The sequence below is a fragment of the Amycolatopsis sp. NPDC004368 genome (assembly GCF_053602515.1).
On the sequence record NZ_JBSGDT010000003.1, the window covers coordinates 158,258 to 175,939 of the forward strand.

Sequence of the window (17,682 nt, forward strand, 5' to 3'; positions counted from 1 at the left end):
CCGGCGAACCGTGCGAACCGCGTATCGGTGAAAGCTGTTCACTTTCCGTGCATCAGTGGTCCAGCCCCTTCGCGAAACCGAGCACGGCGTCGGCGAACAACGCCGGTTCCTCGAGGTGGCCGAAGTGGCCGCTGTGCTCCAGGACCACCAGCTGCGAGCCCGGGATCCCGTCGTGCAGCTCGCGGCCCCAGCGGACCCCGCAGATCACGTCGTAGCGGCCGACGATCACCAGGGTGGGCACCCCGATCGTGTGCAGCACCGGGCGATCGTCGAACAGCTCGGGTGTGCCGTCGGCGTCGCGGCCGGAGATGTACCCGCCGCTCACCTCGCTCTGCAGCGGGCCGAACTCGGCGACGCGGCCGCGGAAGTCGGCGAAGTACGCGGGCAGGACTCCCCGCACGGCCCGGGTCATGTCCTCGTCCGAGCCGATCGAGCCGATCGAGCCGAAGGCGGCGAGCACGGCGGGCAGGCCCGGGTCGCCGGCCGAGCGCTGCGCGTAGGCCTCGAGTTGGCGCATCAGCTCCTCGCCGTGTTCGGCTCCGACCACCGGCGCGCTGTCGTAGAGCACGACGCCGGACACGCGCTCGGGGTGCGTCAGCGCGAGGCGCTGGGCCACGAACCCGCCGTGGGAGTGGCCGAGGAACAGCGTCCGGTCGAGGCCGAGGTGGTCGAGCAGCGCGAGGATTGCGCGCACGTAGCGGTCGCGCGTGTAGCCGTCGGGGTGGGTGGGGAGGAGGCCGGAACCGCCTGTGCCGAGGGGCTCGGGGTAGACGACGGTGAACTGCTCCTCCACGACCGGCATGCGCAGGTACGCCCAGTCGATGCCGGGGCCGCCCGAGTGGGCGAGCAGCACGGGACCGGTGCCGTGCACGTGGTAGCGCTGCCGGAGGCCGTCGAGCTCGACGGTGTGGGTGCCGGGGGAAAGGTGGTCGGTCACGGGGTGCTCCGTCTCGATACGGGGTCTGGACACCCGCACGATGCGTGAGCGCCGCGGTTGGTTCGATCCGTTCGCTGTGACGGCGGTCATGGGTCATCGAGGGGCGTGGTGCAGCCTGAGATCGGTGACGCGGCCGGCGTCGAGCGACATCACCCAGGCGACCCCGGGTGGGCAGTGCGTGGGTTTGTCGGGTGGGTTGAGCAGGTCCATCTCCCACACCACGACCTCGCGGCTCGCGACGACGTGCACCGGCCGCTGGCGCACGCCCGCGGCGAGGTCGCCTTCCATGCCGCGGGCGAGGAAGTCCCAGCCGACACCGCTCACGTCACCGGCGGTGAGGACCACGTCCTTCGCCCACCGGTCGGCCAGGACCCGGGTGAACTCGCCGCGCTCGGCGGCGGCGAGGGTGTCGAGGGCATCTAGGCGGCTGCCGGCGGCGAGCGCACCGGCGTCGGCGTGGGCCGTGGCCGCCGTGGCGCGCAGGGCTTCGGCGAGCTTCGCGCGGCCCTGGCTGAGGCGGCTGCGCACCGTGCCGACCGGGATGCCGAGCACCCGGGCGATCTGCTCGTACGAGGTGACGCCTCGGGAAAAGTGCCGCAGGATCATCACGAGCCGCACGGGTGGTGTCAGCTGTTCGATCGCCTGCCACACCCAGTCGCGCAGCGCGTGGTCGTCGAGGAGTTGCTCGGGCGTGGCCGACGCCGACGCGGTGAGGTCCCAGCCATCGGCGACGGGAATGTCCCGTGTGGACCGAAGGCGGGCCCGGCAGGCGTTGCGCACCACCATCTTCAGCCACGCACCGACCGCCGCCGGGTCACGGACGTCGCCGATGCGCCGCAGCGCCACCACGGCCGCGTCCTGCACGGCGTCGTCGGCCTCGGGGGTGTGGCCGAGGATCGCGAGGGCTACGCCGCGCATGCCGGCCTCGTGGCGGGCGAGCAGCAGGCCGAGCGCCGGCACGTCACCGGACTGGGCGGCGCGCGTCAGCTCGGTGTCCGGTTCCACCAGTTCAGGGTACGAGTGGTTTTGTTGACCTCGGTGTGAAGTCGGGTACTCGCCGAACGCGTCCTGGGTGATTCCGCGGGGGACGCCGGTCTGCGGGGTGCGTGCTCACACGGCCCCGTTAAAGTGCGGTTCCGGACAACCTGTGGTGGGGAAGGAGCGTGATGAGTGAAGGTTACGAACACCCGTCGTTCGAACACCAGCCGTACCCGCCGCAGGGGCCGCCGCCCGGTGCGGGGCTGGCGATCGGGTCGCTGGTGTGCTCGATCGCGGGCTTCATCGTGTGCGGGCCGGCCGCGATAGCGGGGATCGTGATGGGGCACGTCGCCCACTACCGCTCCCGCCACGGCCGCGCGACCGGCGGCGCGCTGGCGGTGGCCGGGTTCGTGATCGGCTACCTCGCGCTGGCGGTGTGGGGGATCATGATCCCGCTCGTCCTGCACGAGCTCGACAAGTACGGCGCCTTCGGCTGAGGAGGCACGCGGTGGGCGACCACCAGAACCGAGGGGGAACCCATGACCAACCCGTCCGAGCCGCAGGACCGGCCCGACACCACCACGGCCTACGACCCACCCGCCACCGCGGACCCGGCTCCGTACGACCCACCCGCATCCGCCGACCCGGCCCCGTACGACCCACCCTCCGCCGACTCGACGACGTTCACGTCGCCGGACAGCAGTGGGTTCGGTGGTCCGGACTCGGGTTCGGCTTCGTTCACGGCGCCGGGCAGCACGGCTCCGGCGGGTGAGGCTCCCTCGCCCTACGGCGCACCCTCGACGCCCTTCGCCGCTCCCGGCAGCACCGCCGCGCCGTACGCAGCTCCGGGCGCCACCGGCGAGGTCCCGTCGGCCTACGCCGCTCCGGGCGGGACAGCCTCGCCCTACGCGGCCTCCGGTGAAACCCCGTCGCCGTACGCGCCCCCCAGCGAGCCCTCCGGCTTCGCCACACCGGGCAGCCAGCCTTCCGGCGAGTTCGCCGCCGCCTACGCCGCGCCGGCCTACCCGGGCCAGCCGTACCCGGGCCCCACCGCGTCCTACCCCGGCGCGGCCCCGGTCGCCGCGCCCTACGGACAGCCCTACGCGCCGTACCCCTACGGCCAGCCGCACAACTACAACACGGACCAGAACACCGGCCTGGCCATCGGCGCCCTCGTCTGCTCCCTGCTCGGCCTCATCACGTGCCTCGTCGCCGTCCCCGGCATCATCATGGGCCACATCGCCCTCGCGAAGGCCAACCGCGGCGAAGCCGGCGGCCGCGGCATGGCACTGGCGGCCGTGGTGATCGGCTACGTGATCGTGGCCCTGTACGTGGGCTTCATCGTCACCATCGTGGCCCTCGGCACGAACGGCTACCTCGACAACTGACCCGAAGCACTCCAGCGCGGCCCGTCGCGACAAGACGGGCCGCGCACCTCACTCAGCCAGAGCGTCACCTTCATGGCGCGGCTGCGGCGGCCCGGCAAACCCATTCGTCTCGGGCTTCTCGATCGCCGGCGTCTCCGGCGGAACCGCTTCCTGCGAAGACTCCTTCTTCGCCTTCTGCGTGTTCGCGTCGAGGAACCGCAGCAGTTCCACCGGGAACGGCAGCACCAATGTCGAGTTCTTTTCCGCCGAGACTTGCACCACCGTCTCCAGCAGGCGCAGCTGCAGGGCGCCCGGGTGGTCGCTCATCGCGGCCGCGGCCTGGGCGAGCTTTTCCGAGGCCTGGAGTTCGCCGTCGGCCGAGATCACGCGGGCGCGGCGTTCGCGTTCGGCCTCGGCTTGGCGGGACATGGAGCGCTTCATGGACTCCGGCAGAGCCACGTCCTTGATCTCGACGCGGTCGATGTGGATGCCCCAGTCGATGGCGGGGCTGTCGATCATGAGCTCGAGGCCCTGGTTGAGCCGTTCGCGGTTGGACAGCAGGTCGTCGAGGTCGCTCTTGCCGATGATGGACCGCAGCGACGTCTGGGCGACCTGCCCGACGGCCGCGCGGTAGTCCTGCACGTTGACCGCGGCCAGCACCGGGTCGACGACCTTGAAGTACACGACGGCGTCGACGCGAACGGTCACGTTGTCGCGCGTGATGCCGTCCTGGCCGGGCACCGGCATGGTGACGATCTGCATGTTCACCTTGTGCATGCGGTCGACCACCGGCACCAGCAGCGTCACGCCCGGGCCACGCACCTCGGGCCGCACGCGGCCGAAGCGGAACACCAGCCCGCGTTCGAACTGCTTCACGACCCGCACGCCCGACGCGAACCAAACCCCGCCGGCGACGACCACGGCACTGAGAATTTCAACGATCATGGCTACTCCCCGGGATCGCAGAACCCCTGGAATTTCACTGTACGCGCGGATTGCGCCCAAAGAAATGACTCGACGTGACCGGCACGATCGAGGACGTGACCCGACTCGTGATCCCGCCGCCGTTCGCCGCGCGTGCGCCTCGTGTTCTCGGACCCGAAAGCGTTCCGTGGCTGGCGGCGTTGCCGGACCTGGCCGACCGCTTCGCCCGCGCGTGGAACCTCGTGTTCGAAGGCCCGGCGCTGCAGGGGTTCGTCGGGGTCGTGCAACCCGCACGCCGCGCCGACGGCACGCCCGTCGTGCTCAAACTCGGCTGGCCGCACGAAGAAAGCCGCGACGATTCATTGGCACTGTCCACATGGGCCGGTCGCGGTGCGGTGCTGCTGCTCGAAGCCGCGCCCGACGAAGGTGTGCAGCAGCTGGAGCGGCGCGTGAACGAGGACCTGCACTACGAGAACGTGCTCGCCGGACAGCGCGAACCGTGGCTCGTGATCGACCCCAAGCCGATTGCCGGCGACCTCGAGTACGGTGTGTTCTCCTTGCTGTGGAACCGATTTGATGAGTCCACAGTGGACCAAAGCTGACCGCCACCGGCTCGACGCCGACCGGGTGCGTGCGTGGACGCTGGTGCGCGCGGTGCAGAACCGGCTGTGGTTCGAGTCGGATCTGCGCGAGTTCGCCGATCTCGGCGACGAGCAGCCGTCCTGGGCCGCCCTGCCCGTTTTGACCTCGTGGGCCCTCAAGTCCTTAGCTGAGAGCACGCTGGCAAGACACGGATCCGCGACGCGGGCGCGCGAACCCGCCAACAGATAGTGTCTGCTCCATGGCCGCTGTGAACAGGGTTTTCGTCGCTCGGCTGGCGGGTCTGCCGGTGTTCGGGCCCGACGGCGAGTCGATCGGCAAGGTCCGCGACGTGGTCGCGGGCCTGCGACTCGACCAGCAGCCGCCCCGCATCCTCGGCCTCGTGGTCGAGCTCGCGACGCGGCGGCGGGTTTTCGTGCCGATGCTGCGCGTGACCACGATCGAGCCCACCGCTGTGACGCTGGCCACCGGTTCGGTCAACATGCGCCACTTCACCCAGCGCCCCAACGAGGTCCTCGTGTGCGGGCAGCTGCTCGACGCGCACGCGTCGCTGGCCGGCACCGACACGCGCGTGACGGTGGTCGACGCCGCGATGGAGCCCACCCGCACGCGCGACTGGGTGCTGGCCAAGCTCGCCATCCGCGAACGCCAGACCCGCCTCGCGCTCGGGCGCCGCCGCACGGCCATGCACGTGCTGGCGTGGGACGAGGTCGCCGGGCTGGGCCTGACCGACCTGACCGGGCAGCCCCAGGGCGCCGGCCAGCTGCTGATGCTGTTCGACACGATGCGCGCCGTCGACATCGCGGCCACCGTGCGCGACCTGCCGCTCAAGCGCCGCCACGAGGTCGCCGACGCCATGGACGACGAGCGCCTGGCCGACATGATCGAAGAACTGCCCGACGACGACCAGAAGGAGCTGCTGGCCTACCTCTCGGAGGAGCGTGCGGCCGACATCCTCGAGGCGATGAGCCCCGACGACGCCGCCGACCTGCTCGCGGAGCTCGCGCCCGCCGAGCAGAGCCGGCTGCTGGCGCTGATGCAGCCCGAGGAGTCGGCGCCGGTCAAGCGGCTGCTGGCCTACTCGTCCGACACCGCGGGCGGCCTGATGACGCCGGAACCGGTGGTGCTCACCCCCGACTCGACCGTGGCCGAGGCGCTCGCGCACATCCGCAACGCCGACCTGCCCGCCGCGCTGGCCAGCATGGTCTTCGTGTGCCGCCCGCCCACGGCGACGCCGACCGGCCGGTTCGTGGGTGTGGTGCACTTCCAGCGGCTGCTGCGCGAGCCACCCGCCGAGCTCGTGGCCAGCGCCGTGGACACCGACCTCACCGCGCTGCGGCCCGAAGCCTCGCTGGCCGAGGTCACGCGCTACTTCGCCGCGTACAACCTGGCGTGCGGCCCCGTGGTCGACGCCGAGGAGCACCTGCTGGGCGCCGTGACCGTCGACGACGTCCTCGACCACCTGCTGCCCGACGACTGGCGCGAAACCGGCCTGCACGACGTCGCCGACGTGCCCGCCGAAGTCCACCGGGACGCCCACCCTCAGGAGGCCTGACGTGCCCGAACTCTCCTCGGGCCGCAGGCTCGACCAGCCGCGCAGCCAGGCCCGCTTCCGGCTCAACATCGACCCGGACACCTTCGGCCGCTTCACCGAGCGCATCGCGCGGTTCCTCGGCACCGGCAAGTACCTGTTCTGGCAGACGCTCATCGTCATCGTCTGGATCGTGCTGAACCTGGCGGCGGTGTCGCTGCGCTGGGACCCGTACCCGTTCATCCTGCTCAACCTGGCCTTCTCCACGCAGGCCGCGTACGCCGCGCCGCTGATCCTGCTGGCGCAGAACCGGCAGGACGACCGCGACCGCGTGTCGCTGGAAGAGGACCGCACGCGGGCCGCGCAGACGAAGGCCGACACCGAGTACCTGGCGCGTGAGCTGGCGGCGCTGCGGCTCGCCGTCGGCGAGGTCGCCACCCGCGACTACCTGCGCAGCGAGCTCGACCGGCTGCGCGACGACCTCGCCGTACGACCGAAATCACGCAAGGCGAAGCAGGCGGCGAAATCGGACGTGCCGACCGGTACGTAACATGGGTCTGGTGACGAGTACACAGCAGCTCCCCAGCGTCGACGACGTCCGCACCGCGCTGAAGGACGTGTACGACCCCGAAATCAAAAAGCCGATCACCGACCTCGGCATGGTGAAGGACGTCGTGGTCGGTGAAGACGGTGTGGTCGCCGTCGGCATCTACCTCACCGTGGCCGGCTGCCCGCTCAAGGCGACACTGACCGAGGACACCACCAAGGCCGTGAAGAAGCTCCCCGGCGTCGCCGACGTGCGGGTGGAGCTCGACGTGATGAGCGACGAGCAGCGCACCGAGCTGCGCAAGTCGCTGCGCGGCGACTCCGCCGAGCCGGTGATCCCGTTCGCGCAGCCGGGGTCGATGACCCGCGTGTACTGCGTGGCTTCGGGCAAGGGCGGGGTCGGCAAGTCGTCGGTCACCGTGAACCTGGCCGTCGCGATGGCCGAGCGCGGCCTGTCCGTCGGTGTTGTCGACGCCGACATCTACGGCCACTCGATCCCCCGCATGCTGGGCGCGCGCGAGAAGCCGACCAAGGTCGAGACGATGATCATGCCGCCGCAGTCGCACGGCGTGAAGGTGATCTCGATCGGCATGTTCACGCCGGGCAACGCGCCGGTCGTGTGGCGGGGCCCGATGCTGCACCGCGCGCTGCAGCAGTTCCTCGCCGACGTGTTCTGGGGCGACCTCGACATCCTCCTGCTGGACCTGCCGCCGGGCACCGGCGACATCGCCATCTCGGTGGCGCAGCTGATCCCCAACGCCGAGATCCTCGTGGTGACCACGCCGCAGCAGGCCGCCGCCGAGGTGGCCGAGCGCGCGGGCGCGATCGCGATGCAGACGCGCCAGCGCGTGGCCGGGGTCATCGAGAACATGTCGTGGCTCGAGACTCCTTCGGGCGAGCGGATGGAGATCTTCGGCTCCGGCGGTGGCCAGGCGGTGGCCGACTCGCTGTCGAACTCCGTGGGCTCGACCGTGCCTCTGCTGGGCCAGGTGCCGCTCGACCCGCGCCTGCGCGAGCAGGGCGACGCGGGCACGCCGATCGTGCTGGCCGAGCCGGACGCGCCGGCGTCGCTGGTGCTCAAGGAAGCGGCGAAGAAGCTCACCGTCCGGGCCCGGGGCCTGGCGGGGATGATGCTGAACGTCACCCCCGCCGGCCGCTGAGCCGGGCTTCGGCTAGACGGCCTGCACCGTCGTCAGCAGGGTTTTGTCGGCACCCAGCGTCACCGCGGTGTCGCCGAGCTGCGTGACGGTCCAGTCGAGGTCCCCGGCGTCGTCCGGGTCGACGGTGACGGCGGCCTCGGGGTGGCCTTCGACGTTGACGTCCACGCGCTGGTCGCTGGAAACGTGCACGCGGACCTTCTGGCCCACCTGCACGTCGACGGTGCCGGCCGGCGGCGTGACCTTGCCCGCGGTCCAGGTGATGGTCACAAGCACGTCGATGCCGGGCACGCCGGTGTCGGCACCGCGCTTCACGTCGGCCTGCGTGGCGACGGCCGTGGAGGCGGGCGGGTTCGACGGGCCGCCCGTGGACGCGGGCGCGGGCACCGAGGTGAAGGTGGCCGGTGGGGCGGTGCTCGGCTCGTCGTCCGCGGTGCACCCGGCCGCCAGGACACCCGCGGCGGCGATCAACGCGGTGAGGGCACCCGCACGGCGTGACATGTCAGAGACCTCCAGGTTCGTTACTGATTCGACCAAAAGTAGGCCGACCCCCTCACGGCACGTAACCGTTGCCGCGAAGTCATTCGGTCGTGGCTGTGGTCGGATCAGTAACAATCGACACAGTATGGGCGGATTGTCCGAGGCTACCCAGGAAGCTCACTCAACCACGCACGGGCCCACCTCCGGCGGCAACGCGCCCGGAGCCCACCGTCCGACCCGGCCGTCGCAAGTCGACGGTGTGCGTCGGGAGATCAGGTGGCGTCGGGGTCGACCGGCGGACGCTCGCCGGGCTTGAGCGGCTCGGCCTGCGTCGCGGCGCTCTGCGGCTTCACGGCGTGAGATCCGTTGGACCCGTTCGAACCGTTGGTGCCGTTCGCGTTGAAACCGTTGAGCCCCAACGGATCCGAGTCACCGTCGAACAAGTGCTGCGTGACGACCCGCTTGGGGTCGAAGTTGCGCAGCCCACGCAGGTCCTCCAGCGGCTTGCGGAGCTGGTCGAACTCCGGCCCCATCTCCTCGCGCAGCTGGTTTCGCGCGCCGTTGGCGAACTCGCGGACCTTGCGCACGCTCTTCGCCAGCCACGACGCCGCTTCCGGAAGCCGCTCCGGGCCGAGGATGAAGAGCCCCGCGACGATGAGCACGAGAATCTCGCCCCACCCGACACTGTCGAACACCCGCTCAACCTCCGCTCGGAACTTCCCCGCTCAGAGTACCCGGGCCGCCCCGCGTTCCGGCAGGCCCGAACGCCGAAGCTGGGCTTAAGAGGATGTGACTTCAGTCGGACCCGAGAGTCACGTCGACCACGAGCACGGCACCGGCGCGTGCGAGCTGGACCGGCACGACCTCACCGACGTCGTGGTTGCGCACGGCCACGGTCAGCTCGGCGGAATCACGCACCAGGCGGTCGCCGACCTTCGTGATCACGTCGCCCTCCTTGATGCCGGCCGCGGCGGCGGGACCGTTCGGCTCCACGTTCTTCACCTGCGCGCCCATCGTGGACGAGCCGGCGACCGTCGAGGACGAGTTGATGCCGATGTCGGCGTGCACGACCTTGCCGTCCTTGATGAGCGCCTTGGCGATCTTCATCGCGTAGTCGCTGGGAATGGCGAAGCCGATGCCGATGCTGCCGCCGTCGGCGCTCGACGAGCGGATGGAGGAGTTGATGCCCACCAGCGCGCCCGTGGAGTCGACGAGCGCGCCACCGGAGTTGCCGTGGTTGATGGCGGCGTCGGTCTGGATCGCCTCGTACGTGACGGGCGGTGCGCCACCGTCGCCACCGGCCGTGATCGGCCGGTTGAGCGCGCTGACGATGCCCGAGGTCACCGAGTTCTGCAGCGCCAGCGGCGAACCGACGGCGATCACGGCGTCGCCCACCTGAAGATCGGCCGACTTGCCGATCTGCATCACCACGGGGTTGGTCACGTTGACCTTCACCACGGCGAGGTCGGTCTTCTGGTCGGAGCCGACGATCTTGGCCTCGGTGCGCGTGCCGTCGTTGAAGATCGCGGTGATCTTCACGGTCGGGTCGGCGACCGCGGTGGTGACCACGTGCTCGTTGGTGAGGACGTAGCCCTGCGGGTCGATCATCACGCCCGAGCCCTGCTCCCCCGAGTCGGCGCCCGGCTTGAACACCTCGAGCGACACGACCGCGGGCGACACGCGCTTGGCGATGTCCGAAATCGACCCCGGCGGGCGTTCCTTCGACGCTTCGGCCTCGGAGATCGTGGCGCTGCCGGTGAGCGCCGAGCCCGTGTCGGCGATCCACCAGCCGACGAGCCCCCCGACCGCGCCCACGAGCAGCGCGACCACCCCGAGCAACGCCAGCGCCCGCGGCTGCACCCGACGCCCGAACAGCACCTCGGGCAAGCTCAGCAACGCCCCGGACGGTCGCTTCTTCGGCTTCTCCTCGTCGTCGGCGGGCATCGCCGGCCCCGCCAGCACCGCCCCGGCGGCGGGATCGCGCCACGGGTCGCGCCCGTCCGTCCACAGCGGATGCTCGGGCGCCGGCTGGTCGCCGGTGGCCTCGCGCGGCCGCTCCAGCACCACCCCTTCGGCCCCCGGCGGCCGCCGGAACGCCTCCGCGAGCGACTCGGGCGTCGGCGGCACCAGATCCAGGTTGCGACTGCCGTTGGTGGCGGGTGTGTAGAGCTTGTCGAACGCCCCGTCGACCCCCCGCGGCCGCCCGAACACCGCTTCCTGCGCCGGATCCACGGCGGGGCGATCGAGCGGCCGGGGCCCCAGCCGATCGTCACCGCCACCCGCGGCGGGCGGCTGGGCGGAGTTCGCGTTCGGCTGGTCGGTCATCATTCCCCGGGGCTGAGATCAGGTGGCTGGGCGTGACGATACCCAAGCCTCGACGTCCGAGTCTGCCGAGACGACGGTGAAATGGCTGTTGGTCCGCCGTTCCTCGAGGCGAACCGGGCACGGCCGAAGACAGTGCCCCGCACCGCCACCTCCCTCTCGAGCGGCGGTGCGGGTGGCTCAGCGGGCCGGAACAGGCGCCAGCCGGTCGACCACCTGGGTCGCGGTGGGGGTGGTCGACGAGGTGGGCGGCAGGACCGGCTGCTGGGGTACGGCCATCTGCGCGGGCAGCAGGTTGGCGTTCGGCTGGGGGACGCCGCCGGGGTCGGTGACGCCCTCGCCGCTGTCGGCGGTGGTGCCGACGAGCGCCAGTGCGCTCAGGACCAGGCCCGAGACGACCACGCCGGCGCCCTGGGCCGCGCGCTTACGAGTGAGGGTGAAGCGTCCGCCGCCGAGTACGTGGGGTGAGTGCCCGAGCGGCGTGGATGATCCCAATGGGGCGGTACCCCCGAGGACTCCCGCGTCGCGCAGCCCGGCGACGCGATCGGGGCGCTGGATGGCGACGAGCTGGCCGTCGGCGGTCACCGCCAGGTTGTCGGGGGTGCCGGGCAGCTCGGTGTGGTCCGGGATCGACCGCAGGCTCGCGAGGAACCCGGCCGACATCGACGGCTCCCCCGCACCCTTCACGGCCGCGACGGCCTGGCGCTGGGCAGCCACCTCCGACGCGCACAGCGGGCAGCGGGCGACGTGGGCCGACGCGCGGTCCTGGGCGCCGAGCGAAAGCTCGCCGTCGACCAGGGCGACCACGACGTCGGGAAGCAGGTGCGACTCGGGGAGACCCCACCCTCGCGCAGCGGTCATACCGACACCTTCGCAACCTCGCCCCGAAGCGCACGGCGGCGCTCCAGCGACGCGCGCAGCGCCTGCCGGCCGCGGTGGATGCGGCTGCGGACGGTGCCGAGCTTGACACCCAGTGTGGTGCCGATCTCCTCGTACGAGAGCCCTTCGACGTCACAGAGCACCACGGCGGCCCGGAACTCCGGGGGCAGCTCGTCGAGCGCCTCCTGCAGGTCGGGGTCGAGGTGCGTGTCGGTGTAGACCTGCTCGGGACTCGGGTCGTCGCCGACGATGCGGTCGGTGTCGTCGGGCAGCCCCTCCATGCGCACGCGCGAGCGGCGGCGCGCCATGTCGAGGAACAAGTTGGTGGTGATGCGGTGCAGCCAGCCCTCGAACGTGCCGGGCTTGTACGACGCCAGCGACCGGAACACGCGGATGAACGTCTCCTGCGTGAGGTCCTCGGCGTCGTGCGCGTTACCGGTGAGGCGGTAGGCCAGGCGGTAGACGCGGTCGGCGTGTTCGCGCACGATCTCGTCCCAGGACGGGGGCGTCCAGGTGGCCTCGCCCGAGTCCACGGTCACCGGCTCGGGATCCGACTGTTCGGCGTTCTGCATCAGGGGAGCAGGCACCTCCATCTGCGAGTCTCCTCTTCTGCCTAGCCAACGCGGCTCTCGGGCACGGTGTTCCCGCGCGGTCGAAACCCGAGTTTGTCGGGTCTCCTTATGGTTCTGGTGAGACGTGACTGAGAGCAGGCTGAGAAGTTATTTCGGCGGGCTTACCAGGGAGCCTTCGCTGATTTATCGACAAGCAACGCTAACCTTCGCGCGTGAGTTCCGGGACGCATGCGGCCTCGGCGGCCGAGCCGGTCGGCGCCGAGTACGTCGACGGGTACCTTCCCGACGACGACGTACTGGCCGCGGCGCGGGCGCGCGCGGCCGACCTGGGCTGCGCCCCGCTGGCCTCGGGGGCGGGCGCGACCTTGCGTTTCCTCGCCGCGACGCTGGGCGCGCGGGCCGTGGTGGAGGTCGGCACGGGCGTCGGCGTGAGCGGCCTGCACCTGCTGCGCGGGATGGCCCCCGACGGTGTGCTGACGTCGATCGACCTCGAGCCGGAGTACCAGCGCGCGGCGCGCACGACGTTCCGCGAAGCCGGCATCCCGCCCGGCCGCACGCGGCTGATCGTCGGCCGCGCCCTCGACGTGCTCCCCCGGCTCACCCCCGGCGGCTACGACCTGGTGTTCGTCGACGCGACCCGCATCGAGTTCCCGAGCTACTACGAGAAGGGCGTCTCGCTGCTTCGCCGCGGCGGGATCATCGCCTTCCACAACGTGCTGGCCGGCGGCCGCGTCGCCGACCCGTCGCGCCGCGACCCCGAGACGCTCGCCCTGCGCGAGGTCGCCCGGGCCATGCGGGAGGACGAACGCCTGGTCCCTGCGCTGTTGCCGGTAGGCGGCGGACTGCTGGTCGCGGCGGTCGGCTGAGGTCTCAGGTGTGGGCCAGCGCGCTGGTGCCGCGCGCCCGGACCGTGGTGCCGACCCCGACGGCGGCCGCGGCGAGCACCAGCCACGCACACACGGCGACGACGAGCCAGGCCCAGCCCGCCGCACCGTAGATGACGGCACCGACGGCCCCACCGACGCTGCTGCCGAGGTAGTACATGAGCGTGTAGAAGCCGCCGGTCTGGCCGCGCGCGTTCTCGGGCGCCTCCGCGGCGGCCCAGCCGTTCGCGATCGCGTGCGCGGCGAAGAACGAGCAGGTCAGCACCACGAAACCCACGGCGACCATCGCCGGAGAGTCCGGGATGGTGAGCACCGCGCCGACGGCCATGAGCAGCAGCACCGCCACGATCGCCCGGCGCCGGCCGAGCCGCGTGGCCAGCCGGTTGGCGGTCGCCGACGAGACCGAGCCCAGCGCGTAGGCGAGGAACACGAGTGACGCGATGGCCGGCGAGAGGTGCAGCTCGCCGGTGAGCCGGAAGCCGGCCGCGTTGTACAGCGCGACGAACGAGCCCATGGCCAGCAGCGCGACGGCGTACTGCGCCAGCAGCACCGGCTTGCGCACGGCGTGCAGCAGGCCGACACCGACGTCACGCAGGGTCTGGCGGTCTTCGCGGTGCTCCCGCCCGCGCGGCAGGGCCACCACGGTGACGACCGCGCAGACCAGCGAGATCCCGGCCACCACGTAGAGCGCGCCGCGCCAGCCGAACGGGCTCGCGGTGAAGCCCGTCGCGAGCCGCCCGGTCATGCCGCCGATGGAGTTGCCGGCGATCATCGCTCCCACCGCGGCCGCGACGCCGACCTTGCCGAGCCGTTCGACGAGGTACGCCGTGGCCACGCCCGGGAACCCCGCGATCGCCACGCCCTGCACCGCGCGCAGCACCAGCATCAGCGAGTACGACGGCACGAGCGGCAGCAGCAGGCCCAGGACCGCGGAGATGACCACCGACGCGATGATCACCCGCCGCCGGCCCACCACTTCGGACAGCGCCGCGATCGGCAGGACGGAGATCGCCAGCGCGCCCGTCGCCACGCTCACCGCCAGCGACGCCCCGCCGGGGTCGAGGTGGTACTGCTGCGCGAGCTGCGGCAGCACGGCTTGCGGCGCGTAGAGCAGGGCGAACGAGGTGAAGCCGGCTGCGGTGACGGCGACCTTGACCCGGGTGGTGGTGCTGGCTGTGGTGGTCACAGCTGTCGAAGCTAAGGATGGCTAACCAATACGTCCAATACGGTTGTGCGCGATAATTCATGCTGTGCCGTATGAACCGCTGACTTCCCAGCTCGCGCCCCATCTGCTGCTTCTCGCGACCCTGCGGAGCACGAGGAATGTCACACGCACGGCCGAGTTGCTGGGGGTGCCGCAGCCGACCGTGAGCCGAAGGTTGGCGGCGCTCGGGGAGGCCCTGGGCGCGCCGTTGACGGTGCCGGACGGGCGGGGGATCCGGCTGACCCGGGCGGCGGAGGTGTTGGCGGAGTCGGCTGAGCGGGCGCTGGGGTTCGTGGATGCCGGAGCGCGGTCGGCTCGGGAGGAGATCGAGCCGTCGAGTGGGCGGGTGGTGCTGGGGTTCTTGCACCTGCTGGGGAGGTCGTTGGTGCCGGCGTTGCTACGGGGGTATCGGGAGCGGGTGCCGGGCGCGCGGTTCACGTTGGTGCAGGGGTCGCGGCAGGAGATGGTGGATCGGCTGGGGGCCGGGGAGCTGGATTTGGCGTTGTTGGCACCGGTTCCTTCGGAGGCGGTGTTTGAGACGGCGGTGTTGGTATCGCAGCCGATTTTGTTGTCGGTGCCGGCTGGGCATCGGTTGGCTGGTCGTTCGTCCGTGCGGGTTTCCGAGTTGGAGGAGGAGGAGTTCGTGATGTTGGAGCCCGGGTACGGGCTGCGGTCGATTACGGATGAGTTGTGTGCGGAGGCTGGGTTTTCGCCGAAGGTCGCGTTCGAGGGGCAGGAGTCGGACACGGTTCGGGGGTTGGTTGCGGCTGGATTGGGGGTGGCGTTGTTGCCGGAGTTCGAGCCTGGGGCGCCGGTGGGGGTTGTGGAGGTGGGGATTGAGCCTGGGGTGGGGAGGGAGATTGGGTTGGTTTGGAGGAAGGGGGAGGGTGGGAGTGGAGCGGTGGGGAGGTTCAGGGAGTTTGTTTTGGGGAGTGGGGTTGGGTTTTGAGGTTTGTGTTGGGGGGTGTTGTGATTCTCGCGGGGCGAGTTGCGGGTCGGGTGTTTGGTCCTCGCAGGGCGAGGTGCGGGTCGGGTGTTTGGTCCTCGCAGGGCGAGGTGCGGGTCGGGTGTTTGGTCCTCGCAGGGCGGCTTGCGGTTTGTTTCGGTGTTGTTGGCCTCGCGGGACGGCTTGCGGTTTGTTTCGGTGTTGTTGGCCTCGCGGGGCGGCTTGCGTTGGGCGTGCACCCCGAAGCTGGATTGTGTCGACGGCCGCTGAGCCGTTGTCAAGGCGGGAAAGCGTGCCTTGACAACGGCTCGGCGGCCGCAAGGAGGCTTCGGATCGGGGTGCCGGGGAGGGCATGGGTTCATGCGGACTTGCGTTGGTACGGCCCGTTGCGAGGTCGGGCGGTAATCACGTTGCGTTGATCAGGTGGCAATCGCTTGCGTTGGCCAGGTGGCAATCACTTGCGTTGGTCGGGTGGCAATCACTTGCGTTGGTCGGGTGGCAATCACTTGCGTTGGTCTGGTGGTAGTCACTTGCGTTGGTCAGGTGGCAATCACTTGCGTTGGGAAGGGGAAGTCGCTCGGGCGGGGAAGGGTGGCCCTGTTCCTTGGAAAGGGGAAGTCACCGCGTTGGCGGAGTGGTGGTCCCTTGCGTTGAGAAAGGAAGTCAATCGCGTTGGGAACGGGCGGTCCCTTGCGTTGGCGCAGTCGTGCCACCTTGCCGTGGTGCGGGGTGGGGTGAGCACCGCGGTGTGGCGTTGCCTCGATGGGGAGCGTTGGGTGCGCCAATGTGGCATTCCGTCGTTGAACGCAACGAAATGCCACATGGGGGCGATGTGGTGAAGAAGCCGCGAGGGGGGGTCAGGAAGTGTACGAGGCGGCCAGTTCCACCAGGGTCCTGGCGGCGAAGCCCGAGGCGCCGGGGACTATGTCGTCGTAGGTTTTGTCGGCGCGGGCGGGGCCGGCGATGTCCAGGTGGGCCCAGGGCAGGCCTGCGGTGAATTCGCGGAGGAACAGCGCTGCCATGATGCCGCCGGGGCCGCCAGGGGCCTGGCGGACGTCGCCGAGTTCACCTTCGATGCCGGGGGCGTAGTCGTCGACCAGGGGCATGCGCCACCAGGATTCGCCGGCGCGGGTGCCGGCGTCGATGACGCGCTGGGCGAGGGCGTCGTCGGTGGAGAAGAGGCCGCCGGTGCGCAGGCCGAGGGAGACCTTCATGGCGCCGGTCAAGGTTGCGGCGTCGATGACGGCGTCGGGTTTGTACTGGGAGATTCCGTAGGCCAGGGCGTCGGCCATGACCATGCGGCCCTCGGCGTCCGTGTTGCCCACCTCGGTGGTGCGGCCGCCGTAGTGGCGGACGATGTCGCCCGGGCGGTACGAACCACCGGAGACGTGGTTCTCGGCGGCGGGGACCAAGGCGGTGACGCGTACGGGCAAGCCCAACGCGGCGATGGCGCGCACGGAGGCGATCACGGCGGCGCCGCCGGCCATGTCGGTGCGCATGAGGTGCATGCCGTCGGCGGGTTTGATCGACAGGCCGCCGGTGTCGAACGTGATGCCCTTGCCGACGAACAGCAGGTGGGTTTTCGCGCCGCGGGGTCGGTACTCGAGCTCGATGAGGCGGGGCGGGGAGGCCGAGCCGCCGCCGACGGCGAGGACGCCGCCGAAGCCGTGGGCCGCGAGCCAGGCCTCGTCGCGAATGGTCACCGTCACGGCGCCCGAGCCGACGACCTTCGCGGCGGTGTTGGCGAGCCACGACGGGTTCTTGATGTTCGACGGGGCGTTGGCCAGGTCGCGCGTGAGCGCGGCAGCGGCCGCCAGTTCGCGGACGCGGGCGACTTCGTCCGAGTAAGCCGAAATGCCGTTCGCGGACACCAGGCGAACGGTCTGCACCGCGGGCTTCGGGTCCTCTGTGGTCACCACGAACCGGTAGCCGCCGAGGTACAGGCCCATCGCGAGCTCGCCGACGTGCTCGGCGGTCACGTCGTCGGGCAGGGCCACCTGGACCGTGCGCGCGGGCTGGTCCACCGAGGACACCGCGCGCACCAGCGCCGCGCCGGCTCGCCGGAAGTCGCGCGGCCGGCCCTCGCCGAGGCCGGCGACCCAGCGCACGGCGCCGTCGGCGGGCACTTCCTGCACGTCGCCCGCCTTGCCGGTTGCCGTCACGCCGCCGAGCTCCACCTCGGCCGACGCGAGCGCCAGCACCACGTGCGGAGCCCCGCGCCGGAACGCGTCGGCGACCTCGATCTCGGGCAGTTTGGTCGGAACAGGCGGTAGCGAGTTACGCACAGTGAGCAACCTTCGGGCGCAGATGAACCGCGACCCCGGCCTCCAGGAGGAGACCGGGGTGCGACGACGG

General features: G+C 70.9%; 19 protein-coding genes. 9 read left to right on the forward strand and 10 right to left on the reverse strand.

Features of this window, described 5'->3' with window-relative positions; all coding sequences use genetic code 11:
* Positions 1 to 52: 52 nt before the first annotated feature.
* Together ACWEOE_RS06720 and ACWEOE_RS06725 are read right to left on the reverse strand one after the other, a co-directional pair.
* The gene (locus tag ACWEOE_RS06720) at positions 53 to 937 is read right to left on the reverse strand and encodes an alpha/beta fold hydrolase (RefSeq protein WP_452004911.1); all 885 of its coding nucleotides are present in this window, start codon (positions 935 to 937) and stop codon (positions 53 to 55) included.
* 93 nt (positions 938 to 1,030) lie between these two features.
* The gene (locus ACWEOE_RS06725) at positions 1,031 to 1,942 is read right to left on the reverse strand and encodes an RNA polymerase sigma factor (protein ID WP_452004914.1); all 912 of its coding nucleotides are present in this window, start codon (positions 1,940 to 1,942) and stop codon (positions 1,031 to 1,033) included.
* 161 nt (positions 1,943 to 2,103) lie between these two features.
* Between ACWEOE_RS06725 and ACWEOE_RS06730 the strand changes: the two genes are divergently transcribed.
* Together ACWEOE_RS06730 and ACWEOE_RS06735 are read left to right on the forward strand one after the other, a co-directional pair.
* Entirely contained in the window at positions 2,104 to 2,412 is a 309-nt protein-coding gene (locus ACWEOE_RS06730; RefSeq protein ID WP_452004916.1) for a DUF4190 domain-containing protein, read from the forward strand.
* Positions 2,413 to 2,454: 42 nt separating this feature from the next.
* Entirely contained in the window at positions 2,455 to 3,303 is an 849-nt protein-coding gene (locus tag ACWEOE_RS06735; protein ID WP_452004919.1) for a DUF4190 domain-containing protein, read from the forward strand.
* Between the two features lie 48 nt (positions 3,304 to 3,351).
* Here ACWEOE_RS06735 and ACWEOE_RS06740 read toward each other — a convergent pair whose 3' ends face one another.
* Positions 3,352 to 4,227, reverse strand: coding sequence for a slipin family protein (locus ACWEOE_RS06740; protein ID WP_452004922.1), 876 nt, complete (start codon positions 4,225 to 4,227; stop codon positions 3,352 to 3,354).
* Between the two features lie 74 nt (positions 4,228 to 4,301).
* Between ACWEOE_RS06740 and ACWEOE_RS06745 the strand changes: the two genes are divergently transcribed.
* Genes ACWEOE_RS06745 through ACWEOE_RS06765 form a run of 5 tightly spaced genes read left to right on the forward strand, consistent with a single transcriptional unit; the run spans position 4,302 to position 8,043 of the window.
* Entirely contained in the window at positions 4,302 to 4,808 is a 507-nt protein-coding gene (locus tag ACWEOE_RS06745; RefSeq protein WP_452004925.1) for an aminoglycoside phosphotransferase family protein, read from the forward strand.
* Complete coding sequence (locus tag ACWEOE_RS06750) at positions 4,783 to 5,037, forward strand: hypothetical protein (RefSeq protein WP_452004928.1); 255 nt, start codon at positions 4,783 to 4,785, stop codon at positions 5,035 to 5,037. The genes ACWEOE_RS06745 and ACWEOE_RS06750 overlap by 26 nt, the downstream gene beginning before the upstream one ends.
* Before the next feature lie 10 nt (positions 5,038 to 5,047).
* Positions 5,048 to 6,361 carry a magnesium transporter MgtE N-terminal domain-containing protein gene (locus ACWEOE_RS06755; protein ID WP_452004930.1) on the forward strand — a complete coding sequence of 438 codons (1,314 nt, stop codon included), beginning with the start codon at positions 5,048 to 5,050 and terminating at the stop codon, positions 6,359 to 6,361.
* A gap of 1 nt (position 6,362) precedes the next feature.
* A complete protein-coding gene (locus tag ACWEOE_RS06760) occupies positions 6,363 to 6,887 on the forward strand; it encodes a DUF1003 domain-containing protein (RefSeq protein WP_452004932.1) in 525 nt (174 codons plus the stop codon).
* A gap of 10 nt (positions 6,888 to 6,897) precedes the next feature.
* Complete coding sequence (locus ACWEOE_RS06765; protein WP_452004934.1) at positions 6,898 to 8,043, forward strand: Mrp/NBP35 family ATP-binding protein; 1,146 nt, start codon at positions 6,898 to 6,900, stop codon at positions 8,041 to 8,043.
* 12 nt (positions 8,044 to 8,055) lie between these two features.
* Here ACWEOE_RS06765 and ACWEOE_RS06770 read toward each other — a convergent pair whose 3' ends face one another.
* From ACWEOE_RS06770 to sigE, 5 genes are all read right to left on the reverse strand, one after another.
* Positions 8,056 to 8,541, reverse strand: a complete 486-nt coding sequence (locus ACWEOE_RS06770; RefSeq protein ID WP_452004935.1) for a hypothetical protein — start codon at positions 8,539 to 8,541, stop codon at positions 8,056 to 8,058.
* A 251-nt stretch (positions 8,542 to 8,792) separates the two neighbouring features.
* Positions 8,793 to 9,215: a Sec-independent protein translocase protein TatB gene (tatB, locus tag ACWEOE_RS06775; protein ID WP_452004938.1), complete on the reverse strand. Its 423-nt coding sequence runs from the start codon at positions 9,213 to 9,215 to the stop codon at positions 8,793 to 8,795.
* A 100-nt stretch (positions 9,216 to 9,315) separates the two neighbouring features.
* Positions 9,316 to 10,845, reverse strand: coding sequence for a trypsin-like peptidase domain-containing protein (locus ACWEOE_RS06780; RefSeq protein WP_452004939.1), 1,530 nt, complete (start codon positions 10,843 to 10,845; stop codon positions 9,316 to 9,318).
* Between the two features lie 177 nt (positions 10,846 to 11,022).
* Positions 11,023 to 11,703 carry a hypothetical protein gene (locus tag ACWEOE_RS06785; protein ID WP_452004942.1) on the reverse strand — a complete coding sequence of 227 codons (681 nt, stop codon included), beginning with the start codon at positions 11,701 to 11,703 and terminating at the stop codon, positions 11,023 to 11,025.
* Positions 11,700 to 12,314, reverse strand: coding sequence for an RNA polymerase sigma factor SigE (gene sigE / locus ACWEOE_RS06790; protein WP_452004944.1), 615 nt, complete (start codon positions 12,312 to 12,314; stop codon positions 11,700 to 11,702). The genes ACWEOE_RS06785 and sigE overlap by 4 nt, the downstream gene beginning before the upstream one ends.
* A 191-nt stretch (positions 12,315 to 12,505) precedes the next feature.
* On the opposite strand from sigE, the gene ACWEOE_RS06795 reads away from it, so the two are divergent.
* Positions 12,506 to 13,159, forward strand: a complete 654-nt coding sequence (locus tag ACWEOE_RS06795; protein ID WP_452004946.1) for an O-methyltransferase — start codon at positions 12,506 to 12,508, stop codon at positions 13,157 to 13,159.
* A gap of 4 nt (positions 13,160 to 13,163) precedes the next feature.
* On the opposite strand, the gene ACWEOE_RS06800 is transcribed toward ACWEOE_RS06795, so the two are convergent.
* On the reverse strand, positions 13,164 to 14,363 hold the full coding sequence (locus ACWEOE_RS06800) for an MFS transporter (protein WP_452004948.1): 1,200 nt from the start codon (positions 14,361 to 14,363) through the stop codon (positions 13,164 to 13,166).
* Between the two features lie 64 nt (positions 14,364 to 14,427).
* Here ACWEOE_RS06800 and ACWEOE_RS06805 point away from each other — a divergent pair, with 64 nt between their 5' ends.
* Positions 14,428 to 15,330 carry a LysR family transcriptional regulator gene (locus ACWEOE_RS06805; protein WP_452004950.1) on the forward strand — a complete coding sequence of 301 codons (903 nt, stop codon included), beginning with the start codon at positions 14,428 to 14,430 and terminating at the stop codon, positions 15,328 to 15,330.
* Between the two features lie 854 nt (positions 15,331 to 16,184).
* Here the strand turns inward: ACWEOE_RS06805 and ACWEOE_RS06810 are convergent.
* Entirely contained in the window at positions 16,185 to 17,612 is a 1,428-nt protein-coding gene (locus ACWEOE_RS06810) for a leucyl aminopeptidase family protein (RefSeq protein ID WP_452004952.1), read from the reverse strand.
* Between the last annotated feature and the right edge of the window lie 70 nt (positions 17,613 to 17,682).

Excerpts from the sequence above, each read along its gene's own strand:
- ACWEOE_RS06735 (WP_452004919.1), top strand. The coding sequence starts at position 2,455 with ATGACCAACCCGTCCGAGCCGCAGGACCGGCCCGACACCACCACGGCC.
- ACWEOE_RS06740 (WP_452004922.1), bottom strand. The coding sequence starts at position 4,227 with ATGATCGTTGAAATTCTCAGTGCCGTGGTCGTCGCCGGCGGGGTTTGG.
- ACWEOE_RS06780 (WP_452004939.1), bottom strand. The coding sequence starts at position 10,845 with ATGACCGACCAGCCGAACGCGAACTCCGCCCAGCCGCCCGCCGCGGGT.
- ACWEOE_RS06770 (WP_452004935.1), bottom strand. The coding sequence starts at position 8,541 with ATGTCACGCCGTGCGGGTGCCCTCACCGCGTTGATCGCCGCCGCGGGT.
- ACWEOE_RS06785 (WP_452004942.1), bottom strand. The coding sequence starts at position 11,703 with ATGACCGCTGCGCGAGGGTGGGGTCTCCCCGAGTCGCACCTGCTTCCC.
- sigE (WP_452004944.1), bottom strand. The coding sequence starts at position 12,314 with ATGGAGGTGCCTGCTCCCCTGATGCAGAACGCCGAACAGTCGGATCCC.
- ACWEOE_RS06730 (WP_452004916.1), top strand. The coding sequence starts at position 2,104 with ATGAGTGAAGGTTACGAACACCCGTCGTTCGAACACCAGCCGTACCCG.
- ACWEOE_RS06755 (WP_452004930.1), top strand. The coding sequence starts at position 5,048 with ATGGCCGCTGTGAACAGGGTTTTCGTCGCTCGGCTGGCGGGTCTGCCG.
- ACWEOE_RS06750 (WP_452004928.1), top strand. The coding sequence starts at position 4,783 with ATGAGTCCACAGTGGACCAAAGCTGACCGCCACCGGCTCGACGCCGAC.